The 20,679-nt window shown below is 53.9% G+C and carries 12 protein-coding genes; 7 read left to right on the forward strand and 5 right to left on the reverse strand.

Features of this window, described 5'->3' with window-relative positions; all coding sequences use genetic code 11:
• The first annotated feature begins 155 nt into the window (after window positions 1-155).
• Window positions 156-1,298 (forward strand): RNA-guided endonuclease InsQ/TnpB family protein, encoded by a 1,143-nt coding sequence (locus tag AC23NW_RS04890; protein WP_487448060.1) that lies wholly within the window; start codon window positions 156-158, stop codon window positions 1,296-1,298.
• A 40-nt stretch (window positions 1,299-1,338) separates the two neighbouring features.
• Here the strand turns inward: AC23NW_RS04890 and AC23NW_RS04895 are convergent, their stop codons facing one another.
• Window positions 1,339-2,646 carry a CehA/McbA family metallohydrolase domain-containing protein gene (locus AC23NW_RS04895; protein WP_487448061.1) on the reverse strand — a complete coding sequence of 436 codons (1,308 nt, stop codon included), beginning with the start codon at window positions 2,644-2,646 and terminating at the stop codon, window positions 1,339-1,341.
• Window positions 2,647-2,744: 98 nt separating this feature from the next.
• Between AC23NW_RS04895 and AC23NW_RS04900 the strand changes: the two genes are divergently transcribed.
• Window positions 2,745-2,942, forward strand: coding sequence for a hypothetical protein (locus AC23NW_RS04900; protein ID WP_487448062.1), 198 nt, complete (start codon window positions 2,745-2,747; stop codon window positions 2,940-2,942).
• 157 nt (window positions 2,943-3,099) lie between these two features.
• Here AC23NW_RS04900 and AC23NW_RS04905 read toward each other — a convergent pair whose 3' ends face one another.
• Window positions 3,100-4,710, reverse strand: a complete 1,611-nt coding sequence (locus tag AC23NW_RS04905; RefSeq protein ID WP_487448063.1) for a GMC family oxidoreductase — start codon at window positions 4,708-4,710, stop codon at window positions 3,100-3,102.
• Between the two features lie 771 nt (window positions 4,711-5,481).
• Here AC23NW_RS04905 and AC23NW_RS04910 point away from each other — a divergent pair.
• Window positions 5,482-10,959, forward strand: a complete 5,478-nt coding sequence (locus AC23NW_RS04910) for an endonuclease/exonuclease/phosphatase family protein (RefSeq protein WP_487448065.1) — start codon at window positions 5,482-5,484, stop codon at window positions 10,957-10,959.
• Window positions 10,960-11,014: 55 nt separating this feature from the next.
• Here the strand turns inward: AC23NW_RS04910 and AC23NW_RS04915 are convergent, their stop codons facing one another.
• Window positions 11,015-13,168, reverse strand: coding sequence for an FUSC family protein (locus AC23NW_RS04915; protein WP_487448066.1), 2,154 nt, complete (start codon window positions 13,166-13,168; stop codon window positions 11,015-11,017).
• Between the two features lie 293 nt (window positions 13,169-13,461).
• Here AC23NW_RS04915 and AC23NW_RS04920 point away from each other — a divergent pair, with 293 nt between their 5' ends.
• The 4 genes from AC23NW_RS04920 (at window position 13,462) to AC23NW_RS04935 (ending at window position 16,801) form a co-directional block, all read left to right on the forward strand.
• Window positions 13,462-14,274 (forward strand): oxidoreductase, encoded by an 813-nt coding sequence (locus AC23NW_RS04920; RefSeq protein WP_487448068.1) that lies wholly within the window; start codon window positions 13,462-13,464, stop codon window positions 14,272-14,274.
• A gap of 6 nt (window positions 14,275-14,280) precedes the next feature.
• Window positions 14,281-14,850 (forward strand): Crp/Fnr family transcriptional regulator, encoded by a 570-nt coding sequence (locus tag AC23NW_RS04925; protein ID WP_487448069.1) that lies wholly within the window; start codon window positions 14,281-14,283, stop codon window positions 14,848-14,850.
• 140 nt (window positions 14,851-14,990) lie between these two features.
• Window positions 14,991-15,716: an SDR family oxidoreductase gene (locus AC23NW_RS04930; protein WP_487448071.1), complete on the forward strand. Its 726-nt coding sequence runs from the start codon at window positions 14,991-14,993 to the stop codon at window positions 15,714-15,716.
• Between the two features lie 32 nt (window positions 15,717-15,748).
• Window positions 15,749-16,801 (forward strand): methyltransferase, encoded by a 1,053-nt coding sequence (locus AC23NW_RS04935; protein ID WP_487448072.1) that lies wholly within the window; start codon window positions 15,749-15,751, stop codon window positions 16,799-16,801.
• On the opposite strand, the gene AC23NW_RS04940 is transcribed toward AC23NW_RS04935, so the two are convergent.
• Together AC23NW_RS04940 and AC23NW_RS04945 are read right to left on the reverse strand one after the other, a co-directional pair.
• Window positions 16,798-17,844 carry a glycoside hydrolase family 130 protein gene (locus AC23NW_RS04940; RefSeq protein ID WP_487448074.1) on the reverse strand — a complete coding sequence of 349 codons (1,047 nt, stop codon included), beginning with the start codon at window positions 17,842-17,844 and terminating at the stop codon, window positions 16,798-16,800. The two genes, AC23NW_RS04935 and AC23NW_RS04940, sit on opposite strands and share 4 nt — an antisense overlap.
• A gap of 21 nt (window positions 17,845-17,865) precedes the next feature.
• Window positions 17,866-20,517, reverse strand: coding sequence for a T9SS type B sorting domain-containing protein (locus tag AC23NW_RS04945; RefSeq protein ID WP_487448076.1), 2,652 nt, complete (start codon window positions 20,515-20,517; stop codon window positions 17,866-17,868).
• Window positions 20,518-20,679: the final 162 nt, after the last annotated feature.

The following is a 20,679-nucleotide window of genomic DNA, read 5'->3' on the forward strand; positions in this document are numbered from 1 at the left end:
AACCCCGCGAAGAAACCCCGTTCGTTCACGGCGGGGAGGAATCGCGCCGGGCCGCCGCGCGGCTGTCGCCCGAAGGGGACAAAGGCCAGTGCGCGGGTAGACTCGATTCCTGTGTTAATGTTTTCGTTTGAGTGAGCTGTTTTGTAGCTTCGGGCATGAAATTGACGGCCAAAATCAAACTCAATCCGACTCCAGAACAAGCTCAGCTGCTGTTGGCTACGCTTACCGAAGCCAATGCCGTCTGCAATGCCTTGTCGGACTATGCGTTTGAGCATAAGGTTTTTAAACAGTTCAATCTTCACAAAGAGCGATATTATCCCACCAAAGCAACCTGTCGTCTCTCGTCTCAGATGATTGTCCGTTGTCTGGCTAAGGTGGCCGATAGTTACAGGCTTGACAAAAAGACAAAGCGCGCTTTTCGGGACACCGGAGCAATTGCCTATGATAGCCGTATTCTTACATACAGAACTGACAGGAAATTTGTCAATATCTGGACGATTGACGGCCGGCAAAAAATCTCCTATGTAGGCGGAACGCACAACGAATCGCTTCTGCAATACCAGAAAGGGGAAAGCGATCTGCTGTATACAAAGCGGGGGGACGGGTCCGGCAAGTGGTTTCTGCTGGCAACCTGTGATATTCCTGATAAGGACACTGAAATACCGGAAGATGTTCTGGGTGTTGATCTTGGCATAGTTGATCTGGCTACCGATAGTGACGGAGAACGGTTTACAGGAAGTGTTATTCGTAAGTACCGTAAAAAGCGGTCCGCAATTCGTGCCAGTCTTCAAGCAAAAAAACATAAGGAAGCCAAGAAGACCACTATTAAAAACACTCGTCGCCTGTTGAAGCGGCTGAGTAAAAAAGAGCAGGCTACTTCGAAGCTTATCAACCATACGATTAGTAAGCGTCTGGTCGATAAGGCTAAAGAGACACACAGAGCAATCGCTCTGGAAGACTTGAAGGCAATTAGACAGCGTACTAATCAACGGCTCCGCAAGTCTCAGAAACGCGAACACAACAGCTGGCCGTTTTACCAGCTCAGGACCTTTATCAGCTACAAGGCACAGCTGGCAGGTGTTCAGGTGGTTGTTATCCCACCTGCTTACACGTCCAAAACCTGTTCTAACTGTCTGCATATTGGCCGGCGTTCGTCTAAACATTTTACCTGTAGCAACTGTGGTTATTGTAGCGACGCTGACGTAAACGGAGCGCGCAACATTGCCGCAGTCGGGGGCGTAGTTGTAACTCGTCCTGAAAATTCCCCGTTGGTTTGTACTTACACCTGCCAACGGTGAGGATTAAAGCCCCCTTGCTTTAGCTGGGGGATAGTTACGATCAGTAAACGTAAATCGGGTTAGTATACACCCACGGAACCCATTTGTCGCCGAGGTGTACACGTGCGACAAGGCGGTAGTTGCCGGCCGTTACGGGTTTAGCATACGCATAGTCGTAAGCATTTTCTTTGCGGTCAATCTGCTTGCCGTTGCGGAAAAGTTCGAACGTGACGGGATACGGCGAAACCGCTTTGAGCCTGCTGACTGATGTTGCTTTGATGGAGTCGCCCATGATCGCATTCAGCTGGCTGCGGGCATCGGTGCTATAAAAGCCAAAGCCTTTTGCCTTTGCCAGATTTTCGAAGGAAATGTAGGCATGGCCCTTCACGAGACCGTTTTTCAGCGCACGGCTTGATAAGGTATCACTGAAAATGTGGGTATTAATGAAATTGAACGAGTGAAAATAGGTGTCGAGTTCGGCTTTGTAGGCCCAGCCGGCCGCGTCGGGTTTGCCCAGTACCAGTTTTTCCAGCAAACCCGGTTTGATAATCCGCATCGTTTTAGCGTTCGAGCCTACCCATTCCACCATGCCGTCTTTGGTGTAGCGGGCGCGGATACTTTGGTTGTTATGCGCGTCGGCGGCGCCCATACCGACAATCCGGCGGTGTTGATTGAGGGAGTCCCAGCGTGCCAGAATCGCCGTCTGTTCGTCGTACAGCTCGCGGTAGCCCCAGTGTTTGAACCGCCCGCTGTTGACCATACTATTCAGCACAAATGGCAGAAACCCGCTTTTTTCGTCGATCAGGTCGGTGTGGATGTTATAAATTTCCATCGCCTGATAGTCGGGATTTCCCCAATCGTGGGGCTCTTCGGTATGGACATACAGCACCAGCCCGCCTGGCTCCACCACGCTCCGGATAACGGTATCCAGACCCTGCTTCCAGTTAATAACCGTCGGGCGCAGGGGCGTAATCATCAGGCCGTCGGACTCGGTACCGGACTCCACAATCAGGCCGTCGAAGGTGCCGTGGTAGGCGCGGGGGAATGTGTCGAGGGGTGCCCGTTTGTGGTCGGAGAAAAAGAGAAAATCGAGCTGTGCCTGTTTGGCCGCCGGGACGATTTCTGTGAGCACCCCCCGGCTGTCGTGCGACCAGTAGCAGTGGGCATGCAACACGCCCTGGTAATCGGGTAGCGTGATGGGATGCTGCGGTTTCCGGTATTGCTGCCAAAGCGCCGCGCGGTCAGCTTCGAGTGCCGGGTAGGTAACAAAATGATTCCAGAGCGGTCCTGCCAGCAGATATCCGGCGACCAACACAAGGAAAATCAGCAGTATTTTCAGGAGCAGGAATAGAGCACGCAGGAACTTCATAAACAGCTTCCGGCCAGCGGATTACTAACCTGCAAATAATACGGGGAGACGGGGGAAAGGGGCTATTTTTTGTTGTTGGTGGTTCTGTGTTGTTACTGATGGTTCTGATTGTTGCTGATGGTTCTGTGTTGTTGCTGATGGTTCTGGTTGTTGCTGATGGTTCTGTATTGTTGCTGATGGTTTTTGTTGTTGCTGGTGGTTCTGTGTTGTTGCTGATGGTTTTTGTTGTTGCTGATGGTTCTGATTGTTGCTGGTGGTTCTGGTTGTATAGTGGAGTCGTGCCACCACTAGATTAACTGTTTTGTTTTGTTATGAAAGTTCTACGTTGGCTAACTAATAGCAACTACCAGAACTAAACAAACAGCAACCAACCAGAACCATCAGCAACAATCAGAACTAAAAAACAACCACCAGAACTACCAGCAACAATCAGAACTAAAAAAACAACCATTATTAACCCAAAATCAAATCTGCTGCTTTTTCGGCGATCATGATGACGGGAGCGTTGGTGTTGCCCGAGACGATGGTCGGCATGATGGATGCGTCAACCACACGCAGCCCGCCGATGCCATGGGCCCGTAGTTCGGGGTCAACGACGGCCAGCTCGTCGGTGCCCATTTTGCACGTCCCGACAGGGTGGTACAGGGCTTCGGTGAGCCGCTGTACGTGGAGCCACAGGTCATCGTCAGACACCCGTTTAGGCGGCAGGAGAACTTCTTTCCGGTACGGGCTGAAAGCATCAGCGCCGATGATGTCGAGGGCTTTCCGGATGCCCTTAAGCATCATCCGCCGGTCGTCTTCGTGGCTGTAGAAATTCGGCTGAATCAGGGGGGCATCCAGCGGACTTGCCGAACGCAGCCCGACACAGCCACGGCTTTTAGGTTTGAGCAGAATCGGCAGAATGCTGAAGCCATCCGTGCGGGGCAGGGTATTGATATCGTACAGATTGGCCTTGTAATCGCTGCCGAGGTGGAGGGGAGCAAAATGGAACTGGAAATCGACGCGGTCGTCCGGGGCTTCGAGGTTGATAAAGGCATTGGCTTCGAGCGGGCTACAGGTCAGCGGCCCGCTTTTGGTTAGTGCGTAGCGAACAAACGACGAAAGTTGCCCCCAAGGCGTCAGGAAGCGGTTGGTGGATACCGGTTGGGAGGCCAGCGCGCTCACACCGGTGAAGGCATGATCCTGTAGGTTTTTGCCGACGCCAGGCAGTTCGTGCTTGACCGGAATGCCGTACTGACGCAACGTATGGGCAGGACCGACACCGGACAGCAACAAAATGTGCGGCGACTGAAATGCCCCGGCCGACAGGATTACTTCGCGGTTGGCATAGGCTTTTTCGGTTGCGTGTTTACCCGAGAAAAACTCAACACCAATGGCCTGACCTTTGTCGAGCAACACCTGTTTGGTCATGGCTCTGGTAATCACTTTCAGGTTGGGGCGGTTGAGTACCGGTTTCAGGAAGGCCGTAGCGGTGCTTTGCCGTTTGCCGTCCCTGATGGTGAACTGAAGCAGTCCGGCGCCGTTCTGCCGGGCTCCGTTGGGATCATGGTTGAGCGGGATGCCGGTTTGCTGGCAGGCGTCGACAAAGGCGTCGGCCAGCGGCGTCCGGAAGCGGGTAGCGTAGCCCACCGACAGGGGGCCGCCCGTGCCGTGGTAGGCAGGGTCGAGCTGGCCGGCCTGCTGGTTTTGTTCGGAACGGATGAAATAAGGCAGTACGTCGTCGTAGCGCCAGCCGGGGTTACCCGCCTGTGCCCAGTCGTTGTAGTCCTCGCGGTTACCCCGGACATAGGCCATGGCGTTGGTTGAGCTGCTGCCGCCCAGCGTTTTGCCGCGGGGCAGGTAAATACGGGTGCCGTTGAGTGCGGCCTGGGGCTCGCTCCAGAACCCCCAGTCTACGGCGGAGCGGTGAAGTTTGGCATAACCCGCCGGAATATGGATTTCCATTTTGGTATCCGGTCCGCCGGCTTCGAGCAAGAGTACGGTCGTAGCAGGGTTTTCGGAAAGCCGGTTTGCCAGTACACAACCGGCCGAACCCGCTCCCACGATGATATAGTCAAAACGCATAGTCAGCTGAGGAGAAAAAATAGGATTATGAAGATATATTTTTTTGTTATTCACCGGTTACTCCTCAACGTTTTTTCGTTTGAGAAACTATAATAAAAAATGATAGGCTCTTTATTTGATAGAGTAGGTGTGGTAACTTTATTTTATATATTGGTTTTGTGAAAATGTTACTTTTTATTGTTTTTAATAATTATTGTTCTGCGTATTACTTAAATATTAAGTGAAAGTTAGCTTTTAATAGTACTATGATAACATCTGGATTACTGGAATATACGTAGTTTTGTCTAAGTTAAACCGAATAACTTCATGACAACACGTCTATACAGGCAATTTTGGATTATTTTAGGATTTATTGTTTTTCTGGCAGGGGGCAGTGCCAGAGGGCAGGCTAAAGTCCCGCTAGCCTCTCAGCCTAATACTACTTATACTGCTGATTTTGCGGACATAACCAACTGGACACTCACAAACGGGATTGGATCTGGTAGTACAGCCGCAACCTACTGGCGGGGTTTAGTCGCTGGCGGATCCGCAACTATCCCTGATCCGACAAAATTAACAGTTGCCAGCCTTACGTTTACAGCATCGGCTAGCTCCGCTGGCGTACAAAAGGGAACCAATAATATGGTTTTTTTGACAACAGGTACTCCGGATAACTCGCAAAGTACAGCTGTGGATTTAATGGTAGATTTAACGGGCGTCCGGTCTGTTACAACTTCATTTGATGCGGCAACAATTTTTAATTCAACAGGGAACCGGGTTGGGACTTTACGAGTGTATGCATCGAAAGACGGCATATCATTTACAGAACTGACGAGCTACAGTGCTACTAATAACGTTACCGGGTCTCAAAGTTTTACCATTGGACTGGCATCTACTTTTGATCAGGCTCCTAATTTCTTTCTCCGGTTCTATTACCATAACGGGACGGGTGGTTCTTCCGGCTCAAGACCAAAAATCTCAATTGACAACGTACGGATTACAGGCGTTCCGAGCCCTGGCATTACTACTTCAGCAACCTCAGTAACGGGGTTGTCTTATGCACAAGGATCGACACCGGCTTCGACAGTAATTACGGCTTATGGTGCTTCGTTAACACCGGTTTCAGGCAATGTTACGGCTGGCTCATCGTCAACGGCTATAACCATTTCACCTGCTTCAACGCCTTATTCTGCTTCGGCGCTGACATCAACTACGTTTACGGTAGGCTTAACTGCTGATTTACCAGTCGGCACGTACTCTGCCACATTAACCTTCGAAGGCGGTGGAGCAACGGCAACGGTGCCGGTCACCGGTACAGTTACCTCCAGTACGGCACCGGCCCTGGATACAACGCCCACCAGTCTAAGTGCCTTATTTACAATCATCGGTACCCCTTCAACGGCCCAGAGTTATACCGTTAACGGCGTAAATCTGACAGGGCCGGTAACGGTTTCGGCGCCAGCAGGGTATGAAATCAGCCTGAACGGCTCCGCATATGCCAGTACAACAACGGTTTCGCCGGTGAGTGGTTCGGTAAGTCAGGGCGTATTTGTCCGGCTGACGGGTGCCGCGGTTGGTAGTTTCACCGGGACGGTTACTCATGTCAGTACCGGCTTAACGGCTACGGTACCGGTGAGCGGTACGGTAAACCCACCGGCTGCCTTGACAGTCAATAGCACAGGCTTAACCTTAGCTGGTACCCAGGGAACGCCGTCGGCAACCCAGTCATATATTGTTTCGGCAACAGCCCTGACAGCCGCACTGGTTGTTTCTGCACCGACAGGCATTGAAATCAGCTCTAATGGCACTTCATTCAGTTCGTCGCTTACGCTGGCGTCATCAACAACCAGCGCGACGATCACCGCGCGTCTTACCGGACTGAACACCGGTTCATTCAGCGGAAATATCACGAACATTAGCGGCTCGGTGAGTGCCGTTGTTCCGGTAAGTGGTTCGGTTAGCTCAACCGGTGAGATTATCCTGACCGGAGGAAGCTACACCCAGAATTTTGATGGCATCGGCACACAGCTGCCAACTGGCTGGTCAGTACGGACAGGGGCTACGGCTACCGGTCTCGGGTCTACTCAGTTGCTGACGGTAGCGCCGACGCTCTGGAACAATACCGGAGGCTCATTCAAAAACCTGGCGTCCGGTGATATTGGTTTGTCGGCATCAACGACTGATCAGGGGAACGCAACCGACCGTGCGCTTGGTGTACGGCAGTCGGGTTCTCTTGGTGACCCGGGCGCTGCTTTCACGGCTAAACTGGCCAAAACAACCGGCTTCCAGAGTTTCAGCCTGACCTTTAAACTACAAAGCCTTGATGCTTCGTCGCCACGGGTAACTACGTGGCGGGTGGATTATGGATTTGGTGAAACACCGACATCATTTACGGCGCTGACCGTTTCCGGCCCCTTAACGGTAGGTGGCAGCGCCGTCAGCAACAATACGATTGGCGTAGACTTTGGTAATGCACTGGATAACGTAAACACTCCGGTTTGGGTGCGGATTGTTGCCCTATCGTCCAGCAGCGGCTCAGGAAACCGTCCGACTACCGGTATTGACGACTTTTCATTAACATACAGCCCGGTTCAGCCGGTCCTGACGGCGACGCCAGCGTCATTAACGGGGGCTAACGGGCTGGAGTATTTTACCGGAAGCGGCCCCGCCAGCCGGACGGTCACGGTAAGCGGTAAATTCCTGACGCCGGACGCCGGTAATATCACCGTGACAACATCAGATGCCACGAACTTTGCCGTATCGACGGATGGAACAACATTCGGTGCCACGGCCAGCCTGCCTTATACCGGTTCTGCCCTGGCGGCCACAAACCTGATTGTCCGGCTGAATAACAGCATTGCCATCGGTGATACCTATGCCACTACGCTGACACTTTCGGGCGGTGGCACCACGCCGGTAATGATTCCGGTCAGTGGTACAGTGCTGGCTGCCGGTACGAAGGTATTACGGGTGCAGCCCGTTACCCTGAGCAGCTTCACCACCACGCAAGGCACCCTGTCTGACGAGCAAACCTATACACTTACGGCGTCTAATCTGACGGAAGATATTGTGATAATGGCTCCGGCCGGCGTTGAAGTAAGTGAGGTGTCTGGCATTGACTTTGCCTCGTCATTAACACTGCCTGCCTCAACGACACTGGCAACGATCTACGTTCACCTGACGGGTGAAAATGTCGGACCGGTAAGCGGGTCAGTTACGCACGCTGCGAATAGCCTGTCGGCAGCCGTAACGGTAGGAGGCACCGTAAGCAACTCAGTGTCCATCGGTGGGTTAATCAGTATGGCAGAGGCCCGCACGGTAGCCGTCAACAGCGTTGTGACGCTCCGTGGCCAGGTAACCGTCACCAATCAGTTTGGCGGCAACCTGTTCTACGTGCAGGATGAAACCGGCGGTATCGCGTTTTATAGTGCCTCGACGGCTTACGGCAGTCAGGTGCAGCTGGGCGACAGGGTACAGGCTACCGGTTCGGTAACGGTTTATCAGGGTGCCCGTGAACTGGTAATCACCAGCTTCTCGGTAGTACAGACGGGGCTTACGCCGCCGGCTCCGAAAGTAGTTACCTTGGATCAGCTGACGGCAAACGAAGGCTGGCTGGTGCAGGTCGATAATGCGGCCATCGGCGGTACGGGCACGAGCTTCTCTCCGACAACGTACCCGCTGACGGCTGACGGAGCATCCGGTACGCTGTACATTAAAGCACAGTCGGGCGTAAACGGTGCCGGTAAACCGGCTTCGGCTACCATCATCGGGATCAGCGAGCATTATACCAGCGGAGCTACGAACATCAATGAATTAATGCCACGGCTTCTGTCAGATGTGTCGGGGGCCACGGCTCCGGTCGACCTGACCTGTACGATTCCAGGGTCATCGACACTGACCGCGGATAAAACACTGGACATTGCGGCCTGGAACGTTGAGTTTTTCGGAGCAGATGCCGGATCAATCACCTGTGCGCAGGGCACCTATGCCTATGACGATCAGGGACCGCTGAACGAAACGCTCCAGAAGACAAACGTGGCGACGGTAATCGGTAAGCTGAATGCCGACATCATTGCTACAGAAGAGGTGAGTGATATTAACCTGTTCGCCCAGATGGTGAGCAGCATTCCGGGGAGCTACAGTTTTGCCTGCTCGGATAAGTTCTCCTATTACTTCCAGGACGAATGCCAGCAGACCGTTACTAACGGAAAAGTCTTCGGCCCGACGGCGTATGGCCAGAAGGTTTGCGTGGTTTACAATACGGCAACGATTACACCGATTCCGTCGGAAACGAAACCGCTCTTGCTGAATTCAAGCGCGACGTATACATATCCAGGTGGTAATGGCTGGGCATCAGGCCGTCTGCCGTATATGTTCGTAGCTAACGCAACCATTGACGGGATTACCCGTAAAATTCATGTGGTGGTTGTACACGCAAAATCAGGTAGCGCATCGGCCGACTTTACCCGTCGCCGTCAGGATTATAATGACCTGAAAGCCGTTTTGGATGCGCAATATGCCAATGCTAATGTAGTTATCCTGGGTGATTACAACGACAAGGCAACGGCATCGATTTACACAGCGTCACCGATTTCATCGTTCAACAGCTTCGTGGCAGATGAAACGAATTATGCAACGCTGACCAAGCCACTCGAACTGCAAAACTGCTCGACCTTTAATTCATCGGCCAGCTTTATTGACCACATGGTCGTCTCAAATGACCTGAATCGTGGGTATGTCAGCAACTCAATGTATGTATTGCAACCGTTCAGCGTGCCAAGCTACGCCACAACGACATCGGACCACAATCCGATTGCGGCCCGCTTCGATCTGTCGCAGCTGCCTGCACCAACAGTAGCCTTGTCAACGGGTAACAGCAGTACGCTGACATGTGCCAGTCCAACGGTAACCCTGACTGCGAGCGTGACCGGTACAGGGCCATTCACGTACACATTTGTCGGCGCAGGCGTTGTGTCGCAAAGTGCAGTGTCTGCCACCGTCAATCAGGCAGGTACCTATACCGTTATCGTAACGGATCAGGTAACGAGTGCTACGGCCAGCGCCACGGCTACCGTAACGTCAAATACCGTTACGCCGACGGCCAGTCTGGTAGCCAGCAATACCCTGACCTGTACGCAGACCAGCGTGACCCTGACGGCTTCCGGCGGCGAAAGCTATACGATTGCCGGCCCTGGCCTGGCCACGCCGGCAACAACCAGCCTGGTTGTGGTAAATCAGGCGGGATCATACACGGCAACAGTCGCCAATGCCAATGGCTGTGCGTCGACAACAACGGTAACCGTTTCTGCTGATCAGACGGTACCGTCGGTGAGTCTGGTCATGTCGGGTACGCTGACCTGTGCGCAAACCAGTGTGACGTTAACAGCCAGCGGGGCAACAAGCTACACACTGCTTGGTCCTGGTTTGGTGAGTCCGGTTATCGGAAATACGGCTGTCGTGAGCGTTGAGGGACTGTATACTGTCATTGGTTCGTACACCAACACATGCAGCGCAACTGTTTCGGCAGGCGTAACATCCAATACTATTGCACCAATGGCCTCGCTGGTGGCAAACGGGGCAGTAACCTGTGCATCGGTAGCGACATTGGTAGCCAGTGGTGGAAGCAGTTATACGTTCACCGGCCCGGGCGGTGTCGTAAGCAGCACCGGTACTGCGGCAATCGCTACGCAGGTGGGTGTATATACCGTACTGGTTGCTAATGTGAACGGATGTACGGCTACGGCACAGGCAACGGTTGTGGCCGGGACATTACCTCCGCTGGCGATGGTCGCTTCCGGAAGTGCGGTAGGTTGCGGTGCTTCAAGTGTTACGCTGACAGCCAGCGGCGCGGCCAGCTATACTGCTGTCGGGCCGGATTTTATGCAGACAAACACAACCGGTATCTTCGTGATTTCGAAGACAGGTAGTTATACGGTGAGCGGTCTTGTTAATGCGGGTTGTGTGGCTGTAGCGACGCAGACCATTAACGCCGGTATTACGCCATCGGCAACCAATGTGCAGGTTGGCAGTATGACGAAGAGTACGGGTGGTTGTATGAGCGTACTGACAGCAACGGCTACGGGTACCCGCTTTACATTCACGGGACCTAATGGCTATGTGTTCAGTTATGTGTTCCGCACGCCGGGGACGTATCCGATCATGGCACCAAACCTGCCGGTAACGGGAGGCTATACCCTGACGGTGTCGGGTGGCGATGGTTGCGGTTCGGCGGTTTACCCGGTTACCGTAACTGAAATGCCTTGCCGGTAAGATAGTACAACCAGGCATATCCGAAGGGGAGCGTCATTGGCGCTCCCCTTTTTTATTACACCAGCAACGTATCCGTCACCTTTCCCACATCAAAACTTACTTTCTGAATAAATTCGAGCTGGCCACGCAGGAGCCGGTCATCGGCGGTAGGGGCTATTCTGGCAACGCTGGCAGCTTCGGTCAGTGGCTCCGGCGCAACCGGTGCCGACGCGACCGGTGCGTTCAGTTTGCGCAGGCTTTCGGTGAGGCTGGCCAGTGACCGTTTTACCAGCCGGATCCCGTCGGCAGTGGCTGGCTTCGGCAGCGAGCCGGTGGCCAGGGTAGAGGTAATCGTGGCGACGTTCGACGACAGAATGTGGTTCAGCACCACAAACTGATGGACTTCGCTGCGGTGCCATTGCTTCCACGACGGCTCGGAGGTCATACGCTGGAACGCCGCCGCGAGGTTGGACGAACTGACGTACACATCTTTACGGGCCAGTTTGTACTCCGTAATGGAGATGGGTTTGCCCGACAACCCGTCCGACATAATCTTCAGAAACGCAATGTTGGATTTCACCACATCGACCAGCAGCGGCTTGAGCTGATCTGATTCCCAGCGCGGGAACAGCACGAAACTGGCGGTAAAGGCAATCACCGACCCGACCACGGTGTCGAGCACCCGCTCTTCCAGAATGCCGAAACCGCCCATGCCCAGAAAATGAAACAAGATCAGCAGGTAGGGCGTCATCAGCGTAACCATCACCACATAGTTGGTGCGCTGAAAGCTGAACGCCCCGATCATGAACACCAGCATGGCCAGAAACAGCACGGTGGTGTTGCCGGTCGCCAGTAAAATCAGCGTACCGATGCCGCCCCCGACCAGTGTGCCGGTCAGCCGTTCGTAATTACGCTGCTTGGTCAGGCTATAGCCGGGTTTGATCAGGACCGTGATCGTTAACAGAATCCAGTAACTATGGTGACCCAGCGGAAACGATTTGGCCACAATGAACCCGACCATACACGCCAGTGCCATCCGCAGCGAATGCCGGAAAATCGACGAATTCAGCGTCAGGTTGTTCACAAACATTTTTGGGTCAATGTCCTGATGCGACACAAACCGGTTGACATCAGTCGGGTAACGGGCTTCTGTTGAGGCTTTGGCGTTGGGGTCCGAATACTGTTGAATCGTATAGAGCCGCTGATGCAGGTTCCGCAGGCTCACGAGCAGTTTCCGGAGTACCAGGTTACTGGTTTCGGGGTCTTTTTTGCCAATGTCCTCAATCCGGAGCCGCAGCGCTTCGAGGTGGTTGGTCAGGTCGGTGTGGCCTTTGTGGGGCCGGTTCGACTGGATAGACAGACCGATGTAATCCAGCTCAATGGCCATGCGCCGGATCAGGCGGCTGATGTCGCGCAGGACGCCGGTATGGCCGAACCGTTCCCGGATCGAGGCGTAGTCGTAATACATCGCCACAATCTGTTCGTACAGGTCAATTACATCGACAAACGTCAGGACGAGCATCCGGCCGGTCGAGGTCGATTCCTTCACAATCTGGCGGCTCTTAAACAGCAGTTCACGGACCGCATCCTGTTTTTCGGAAACCGTTACCTGCTGCGCCAGTAATTTCCGGTAGTCTTCTTCAAGGTCCGTACTGGTATTATAGAACTCGGCTTTAATGAGCAGAAACTTAGAAATCGCGTGCACACACTCACCCAGTGCCTGCTGGGCCGCGCGGTAGGGCAGCAGCTGAACAGACGACAGGCTGATGGCCAGATACCAGAAGCCGCCGAGGGCAATCAGGCCGGCATACTGCCAGACTTCGGTGTGGCTCAGGGGCCGGTCCATCATCAGGATCATGATCAGCAGCCCGGCGGTGCCGATGGCCGTGGCGCGGTTGCCGTAGACGCCGAACATGGAAAAGAGAAAACTGAATACCAGAATTTCCGCCCCCAGCGTCCAGTTGCTGGCCCGCAGGAAACCTGTGAGCAGGGCCACCAGCACGATCAGCCCCCAGCAGACGAGCATCCCGTTCCGCTTATGGATGACCGGCCCCGGCGAATCCGAAATGCTGACGCACAGCGCGCCCATCGACACCATCATGCCGAGCTGAAAATAACCGAACTGTGCCAGCACGACAGACGGAATCAGAATGGCAAGGGTAATCCGTAGTCCATCCGAAAAATGCTGGCCGAATAAAAAATACCGTACCTCCCGGACTTGTTGTTTCATGATTGTAATGTGTTGTCGGGCTGCCTGTGCGCTACCTGCGCACGGAATTGGTGGTTAACCCTCCGTTTATATAACGTATTCCGGGGCATTGGGTTCACCGGTCTGATGCGATCTGTTACCAGCCGGTACACGCATAACGGGTGCATTTTACGGACATAACCTGATAAAAAACACACCTGGTCAGAAAAAGGTATTCATGCTGTAATGTCTGCCTCTCTTTTTGCCAAATGGCAAAATAGTTTGCTGTTCCCGGACGCAATTTTGCCTTGTTATTTAACAAAACGGAGATAAACATGGCAAAGACAGTTTTAGTAACCGGTGCTTCGTCAGGCATTGGCGAGGCAACGGCAATTTATCTGGCGCAGGCGGGGTATACGGTTTATGGCGCAGCCCGCCGTACCGACAAATTGCAGGCATTAGCGGTCTACGGTATCCGGCCGGTAACACTTGATGTGACCGATGATGCCAGTATGACCAGTTGCATCGCTACGATAGCCCGTGAGGCCGGACCGGTCGATGTGCTGGTAAACAGCGCAGGCTTAGGCTCATACGGTGCGCTGGAGGATGTGCCGATGGCCGAAGCGAAAAATCAGATTGACATTAATCTGTTTGGCACTGCCCGGCTCATTCAGCTCGTATTGCCGGCCATGCGCAAAAATAACTGGGGCAAAATTGTCAACATCTCGTCGGTAGGCGGAAAAGTAGGACTGCCGATGGGAAGCTGGTATCATGCCAGTAAATTTGCAGTCGAAGGGCTCAGCGATTCGCTCCGGAATGAAGTGCGTCCGTTCGGTATTGACATAATTGTGATTGAGCCGGGTGGTACAAAATCGGAGATGATAAGCATCGGGGGCAATGATTTACAGCGGGTTTCCGGTAAGACGGTTTATAAACCACAGGCCGACAGACTCGTGAAGATGTATACCGACATCGAAAAAAATGCGGTGGAGCCGGTTGAGATTGCTAAGTTGATCAAAAAAGGCATCGAAGCCCGCCGCCCCCGCGCACGATATGTAGGGGGAAGCATGGCCGGTATGATGCTGTTTTTCCGGAAGATTTTGTCTGATAAACTTTTTGACCGGCTGATAATGAGCCGGATGGCCTAAGAGATCATGGAGCAGCTTATCAATTACATCCTGCAGTTTGGCCAGCTGAATCAGCAGCAGATTGAACTCGTAAAATCGAAGGCTGTCAGCAAACAGACGCCTAAGGACGCTTATTACCACGAGGCCGGTAAAATACCACGCGAGGTGATTTTTATTACCGAAGGCATTATGCGGATTTGTTTTTACAACAATAAAGGCGATGAAATCACGAAGTATTTCATTGACGAAAACAATTTTCTGGCCGACATCAACAGCTATAACCAGGGTATTCCGTCGACCGAATACGTGCAGGCCGTTACGGATTGCCACTATATCGCGTTATCGAAAAAAGCCCTGGACGAATTGTCAATGACCATCATCGGATGGGATGCGATCATTGCCCGGATAACCGCCAGAGGATTGGCAGATAAGGTAAACCGGATCAGCCCGATGATGACGGAAGATGCTACGGAGCGGTATCTGAATTTTCTGACCAACTTCCCGTCGCTTGCCAACCGCATTCCCCTGGCGTATATGGCGTCGTATTTAGGCATTACCCAATCCTCACTGAGCCGGATCCGACGGAATATCCGCTGAAGGTAATTGCTGCGCGTATGCAGGGGTATGCTGAGCCTATATGCCACTCCGCTGCCTCAGATTATGCGGTGATAAACAACGGTACAACAGCGCAGTTCTGGCGTCGGCTACCGATCTTTGCGCTGAAAAATCTGACAGCAATGCACTTAACAAACAACAAAATTCTCATTACAGGAGGCGCTACGGGGATCGGTCTGGGACTGGCCGGCCGGTTTATTCAGGAAGGCAACACGGTACTGATCTGTGGCCGCCGGCAGGAGGCACTGGACGAGGCGAAAGCGGCCTTTCCGGAGCTCATTACCGTTCAGTGCGATCTGGAACAGGAAGCAGAACGCACCCGTTTGTATAATTGGGTGGCCGAAACGCACAGTGATCTGACGGTGCTGGTCAATAACGCAGGTATCCAGAACTGGATGGACCTGAGCGACGAGGCATTTTACGAAAAAGCAGCGAAGGAAATCAGCATAAACATCGCCGCGCCGCTGCACCTGACGCAGCTTTTTCTGCAATTACCGCACTTGACGACCATTATGAATGTGAGTTCGGGGCTGGCGTTTATTCCGCTGGCGAAGGTAGCGGTCTATTCGGCAACCAAAGCCTTTATGCGTTCGTTTACGCTCTCGCTGCGGCACCTGCTGAAAGGCAGTAAAGAAGTAATTGAGATTATTCCGCCGGCACTCAATACCGATCTCGGACAGCCCGGGCTGCATTCGGAATATCCGCCGGTAAGCGATTTTATTGACTCAATCTTTGCACAGCTCAGGGAAGGAAAAAGTGAACTGACCTTCGGAACAAGTGCTGCGCGTGCTGAAGCGAACAATGCCGGTATTACGGAGTATTTTAACCGGATGAACGGAGCCTGGTAGCCCCCATGCACTACTGAACGAAAAACGTCCTGATGACCGTTACGCAATACCCTGATTTCGCCCCGATTACCCGCCATTTGCGGGCCATGTATAGTTCCCGGCTGCTGCTGGCGGCTGTTCACCACCTGCATGTGTTCGAGTTGTTGCAGCACGGCCCGCTGCCGGTAGCTGATCTGCAACGGCAAACCGGCCTGGCCGACCGACCTGCTGCCGTTCTGTTTCCGGCTTTGTGTGCTATGGGCATGCTGACCCGTACCGCTGACGATGAACTGGCGTTGACCGCTGTGGGGCACCACCTGACCCTGTCGGCATCGCCAACCATAACCGGCTATACCGGTCTGGAAGCAAACAATCCCGGCGTACTGGAGATGACCGACCGGCTTCGCAACGACGGCCCGCTGCAAACAGATGACGGGATTGCGTATGTGAAAGAAGGCGAAGGTCCGTCGCCGATGGATGATCCGGACACGGCCCGGACCCTGACGCTGGCCCTTGCCGGCCGTGCCAAAGCGCTGTCGCCGATTGTAGCAGCCAACCTGCCGCGCCACAGCGGCCATTTGCTCGATGTGGCGGGCGGGAGCGGTTATTTTACCTACGAGTGGTTGCTGGCCAATCCGGATGCGACGGCCACGCTGTTTGACCGGGAGGCGGTGCTGACGGTGGCCGATGAATTACTGACCGGATTTAGTCAGAGCGGTCGTCCGGGGGCGGAGACGGTACGGGAACGTGTGACGTTTTTGCCGGGCGATATGCTGACCGACCCGTTGCCGGAAACTGACCTGCTGCTGGCCGCCAGCCTCTTTCACGACTGGCCGGAGGATACCTGCCAATTGCTGGCCGACCGCTTTGCCGGTGCGCTGCGTTCCGGCGGAGAATTGTGGGTGCACGACGCCTTCCTGAACGATACCCTGGACGGACCGCTGCCGGTTACCGATTATTCAGCGCAGCTGTTTTGGGTCACTAAAGGTCGTTGCTACAGCCGCGCCGAGTACAGAAAATGGTTTCGCCGGGCGGGCTTAACCACACCTGACGAAACCATTCCGACCCAAATGGACTACAGCCTGATCCGGGCCTTGAAAAACTAATCGTTCCGGGTCAGTTCGGCCAGCCCGACACCATCGTCGGCCGCACCGTAATAAACCCAGATCCGGTCGGTGTTCCGGTCCTGATCAAACCACTTGACCCAACCGTTGGAGAAGACGACGTTCGGGAAAAAGCCTTCGCGCTCCCAGGACAATTCGGGGGTTAAAAGCGGGGCGGCCGACCGGTCAAGAATACGGTCGGGGTTATGGCGGTCGAGCAGCACAAGAGCCAGTGAATAGGCTGAAATACTGCTGGCGCCGTGATACAGCACGAGCCAGCCTTCATCGGTCAGAATAGGTTCCGGCCCGGCGCCGAGCTTCTGAATTTCCCATTCGGCAGCCGTCGGGCCAAACAGAAACCGGTTATTCCCCCAGTGAATCCCATCGACGGATTCGGCCAGCCAGACCGATGGCTTACCGATTTCGTGCACCATCGGGCGGTGCATCAGTACGTATTTGCCGTTGATGCGTTCGGGAAACAAACACACATCCTTGTTGGGTGGCGGCAGAATTACGCCCAGCCGGGTCACGTCCTTAAAATCGGTCGTTGTCGCCAGTCCGACCGCCGGCCCATGCTCCGACACGGCGGTGTAGGTAATCCAGTATTTGCCTTCCAGATACGTAATCCGGGCATCTTCAATGCCAAATGCCTCGTCGGGGCGCGTTGGGAACAGGAACGGTTTTTCGTCGATAGTAAAATGAACCCCGTCCTTGCTGCGGGCCAGCCGCAGGTGACTGAGCGACGTCAGGTAGGTTTTGCCGTTGAGGGAGACCACCCTCGGGTCATACGGCTCGTCCGGCTCGCGGAACGTTTTAACGGTTAAGGTTGGCAGGCCTTCGACGGTTTCGACCACCGGAATATGGAGCCAGCCCGCTTCGGGCCCCGGCGCTTCGGCTACGCGCAGTAACAGAATAAACTCATCTCCGACACGGCAGGCCGCCGGATTGAAAGCGCCCAGTACCTCAAAACCATCCACCGATGGTTGCACGTCGCGGGTTTGAATGATGGGCTGGTCGTAAAGACGTTTCAGCGAATAATTTTTCATGGTTGAGCGGGTAAGCTACGCTTAACGGAGGATGGTTATGGTTCCCCGTTTGGGCGGTTCTGTTGGTTTTAAGCGGATCAAATACGTATACGTGCCTGTCAGTAAGGGGTCTCCGGCATAGGTACCGTCGAAGGGCTGTGCATAGCCTTTTGAGTAAAAGACCACCTCGCCCCACCGGCTATATACCATAACTTCAATATCCGGGTAATCGTTAATTCCCCGCAGCACCCAGGTATCATTAATGCCGTCACTATTGGGCGAAAATGCAGTGGGTACGTAAAAGCCGAGCGCTAATTCTACCCGTACGCTATCGCTGACCGAACAGCCGAAGCTATCGGTTACGGTGAGGGTATAAGTAATCGGCGCAGCCGGCGTGCTGGTTGCGTTGCCGAGGGCCGGATTGTCGAGATAGAGCGGAGGCGTCCATCGGTATTGGTACCCCGCACCGATGTCGCCCGGCAGTAGTGTCGGTACGCCAGGGCCGGTTTCCAGCACCGGTGGCAGGTTGAGGAGGGGCAACGGTCTGACCGCAACCACCATGGTTGCATTGCCGACGGTACAACCCGAGAGGCTGGCCGGTGGAGTATAGGTAACGGTGGTGCTGCCAATACCGGCTGCCTGCGGAATAAACAGGTTTCCAAGAACCCCCTGGCCGCTGAAAGTTCCTCCGGCCGGCGTGGCCGACAAGGCAATCGGAATGGACGAAGGCCCGCAGATTGGTCCGACCGTGACAATCGACACCGGAACCGTCGAGTTTTGCAGCACCTGATGCCTGTCAGAGAGGATAGTACAGCCATTCGGGTAGGTGACCCGGACGGTATACTGACCCGCGAAGGAGGTACTGAGTGTCGGTGAAGTGCCGCCGGGCTCAATAGTCCCGTCGCGGAACCACTGGTATGCGGGTAAACCGGCGGGTGTCGCTGTCAGCGTCAGGCTTTTGCCCAGACACACCGTGGGGTCGCCGGTAATGGCTGGCTTTGCGAGGGCCGGGCTGCTCATGGTAACCGGTGCAGAAAGGGCCGTACAGCCGCCTGGCACGGTGACCTTTACCGTGTACGCCCCCGTATCAATGCTTTTGATGGTGTAGGTAGTAACGCCGGTGGTTACGCCGTCGCGGAACCATTCATACTGATAGCCATTCACCAGACTGGTTTGTAAATCCGCCGTTGCACCGGGGCAGAAGGTCGTGCTGGCGGGTTGGGCAATGCTGACAGAGGGCGGGCCGGTAAAGTTGAGCATAATCTCATTGGAGCGGGCCGTACAGCCATCCGGGCTGGTGATGACGACGCTATACACGCCGTTTACATTGGTTTGGATGAACGGCCTGTTCGGATTACTGATGAATTGATTGGCCCCCAGATACCAGGTAAGGGCACTACCGGTAGACGGGGAACTGACACTCAGCATTGCCGGTCCGGAGGCGGTACAGCCCGTTGTTGCGGATACATCACTGACAATCGTTACGGTTGGAGCGACAGCGGCCGGAATGGTAAACTGCACACTGGCCGAGTCGCAGACACCAGCCTGCATAATCCGGACGCGGTAATTACCGGGGGTGTTTACGGTTAGTGTCGGATTGGTCTGGCCGGTAATGGGTTGGGTATCTTTAAACCACCTGTACTCCTGATTGGCCTTACCGTTTGGCGCACTGACGGTCAGCGATTGTCCCGGGCAAATTGGTGGTGGTGTCGCTGACGGAGCGCTGCCTTGTTTGGTGTAGGTAATGGTTGGCGGGTCAATTTTGGGGCAGGTGGTGTAGATGAGGGTGTATTCGGTAAGACTTTCCGAAACTTTTTTCCCGTTATTATATTGTTCGGCGATAGCGGCAATCGTAAACTGACCACCGGCAATAGTCTGAGAGGGCGTAATGGTCAGTGTAGCCTGGCCGTTGTTGGGGCCTGCTGTCAGTGAGGCCGATGACGGAACAGGAAGCGGGTTGGCAGCACTATACCCGCTTTTCCAGCTCACGTTGTCTAAGGTGCCGCCCGCAGCATTTCTTAGCGGAGAGCTAAGGCGTATGTTTACTGTCAGGATAGGTGGAGGGGATGCCAGGCCAAGTGCACTGATAACGAGCTGATCATAGGCATACGCATTGAATTGCGAGCTCTGATTTGACTTCTGGCAACGGAGGATCGGATTGCCGAGCATAAACGTAGACGTTCTACCTGGACCGGAACCATCTGGCTGACCGGACAGAAAGTCAGGGGAGAACCATTGGTATAGCGTAACCGGATCAGGTTGAATATTAGCCGTTTGGGGTCGGGTGCCGATCGGTTCGGTAACGAAATAATAGCCGGCCGGATCGTTGTATTTCGTTTTAGGCAGGTCTAAATCGCCTAAGTATTGAAAATTGTAAAGGTTAGCCGCGGTATCGGGATTGCAGGTATTTCCAAAAATCGCCGGGCTTGAGGGGCCTTTTTGTAGTTTATAGGTTGATTGTAACGATTTATCAGAACTGCGGTACAGACTTACCTGAAGTTCGGCAGGCATTTTAGCAACATCACCGGCATTAATGTAAAAGTGGGCGAGCAAGGTATAGACATCCGGCTGAGGAGGGCCATTAGGGTCTGAAAAGTAAACTGACCTGAACATTGTACCGCCATAAATGGTCTGAGCATACCCACGCCCTGCCAAAACGCACATCAATACCAATAGCCAGTAACGATTCTTCATCCAGTAAAAAAGGACTAAGCTGAGAAATAATTAATTTACGTTTGGGTTATTACCGGTAAAGATACCATAGCAGGCACACGTGCCCAAAAATTAGTACCTTAGCTTTTCAGGACCGTTCCCTCGGTTCTTTGGCCACCCGCATTAATAACGTGTTGTGGGCAT

This window comes from Arsenicibacter sp. R0_47, assembly GCF_057652235.1.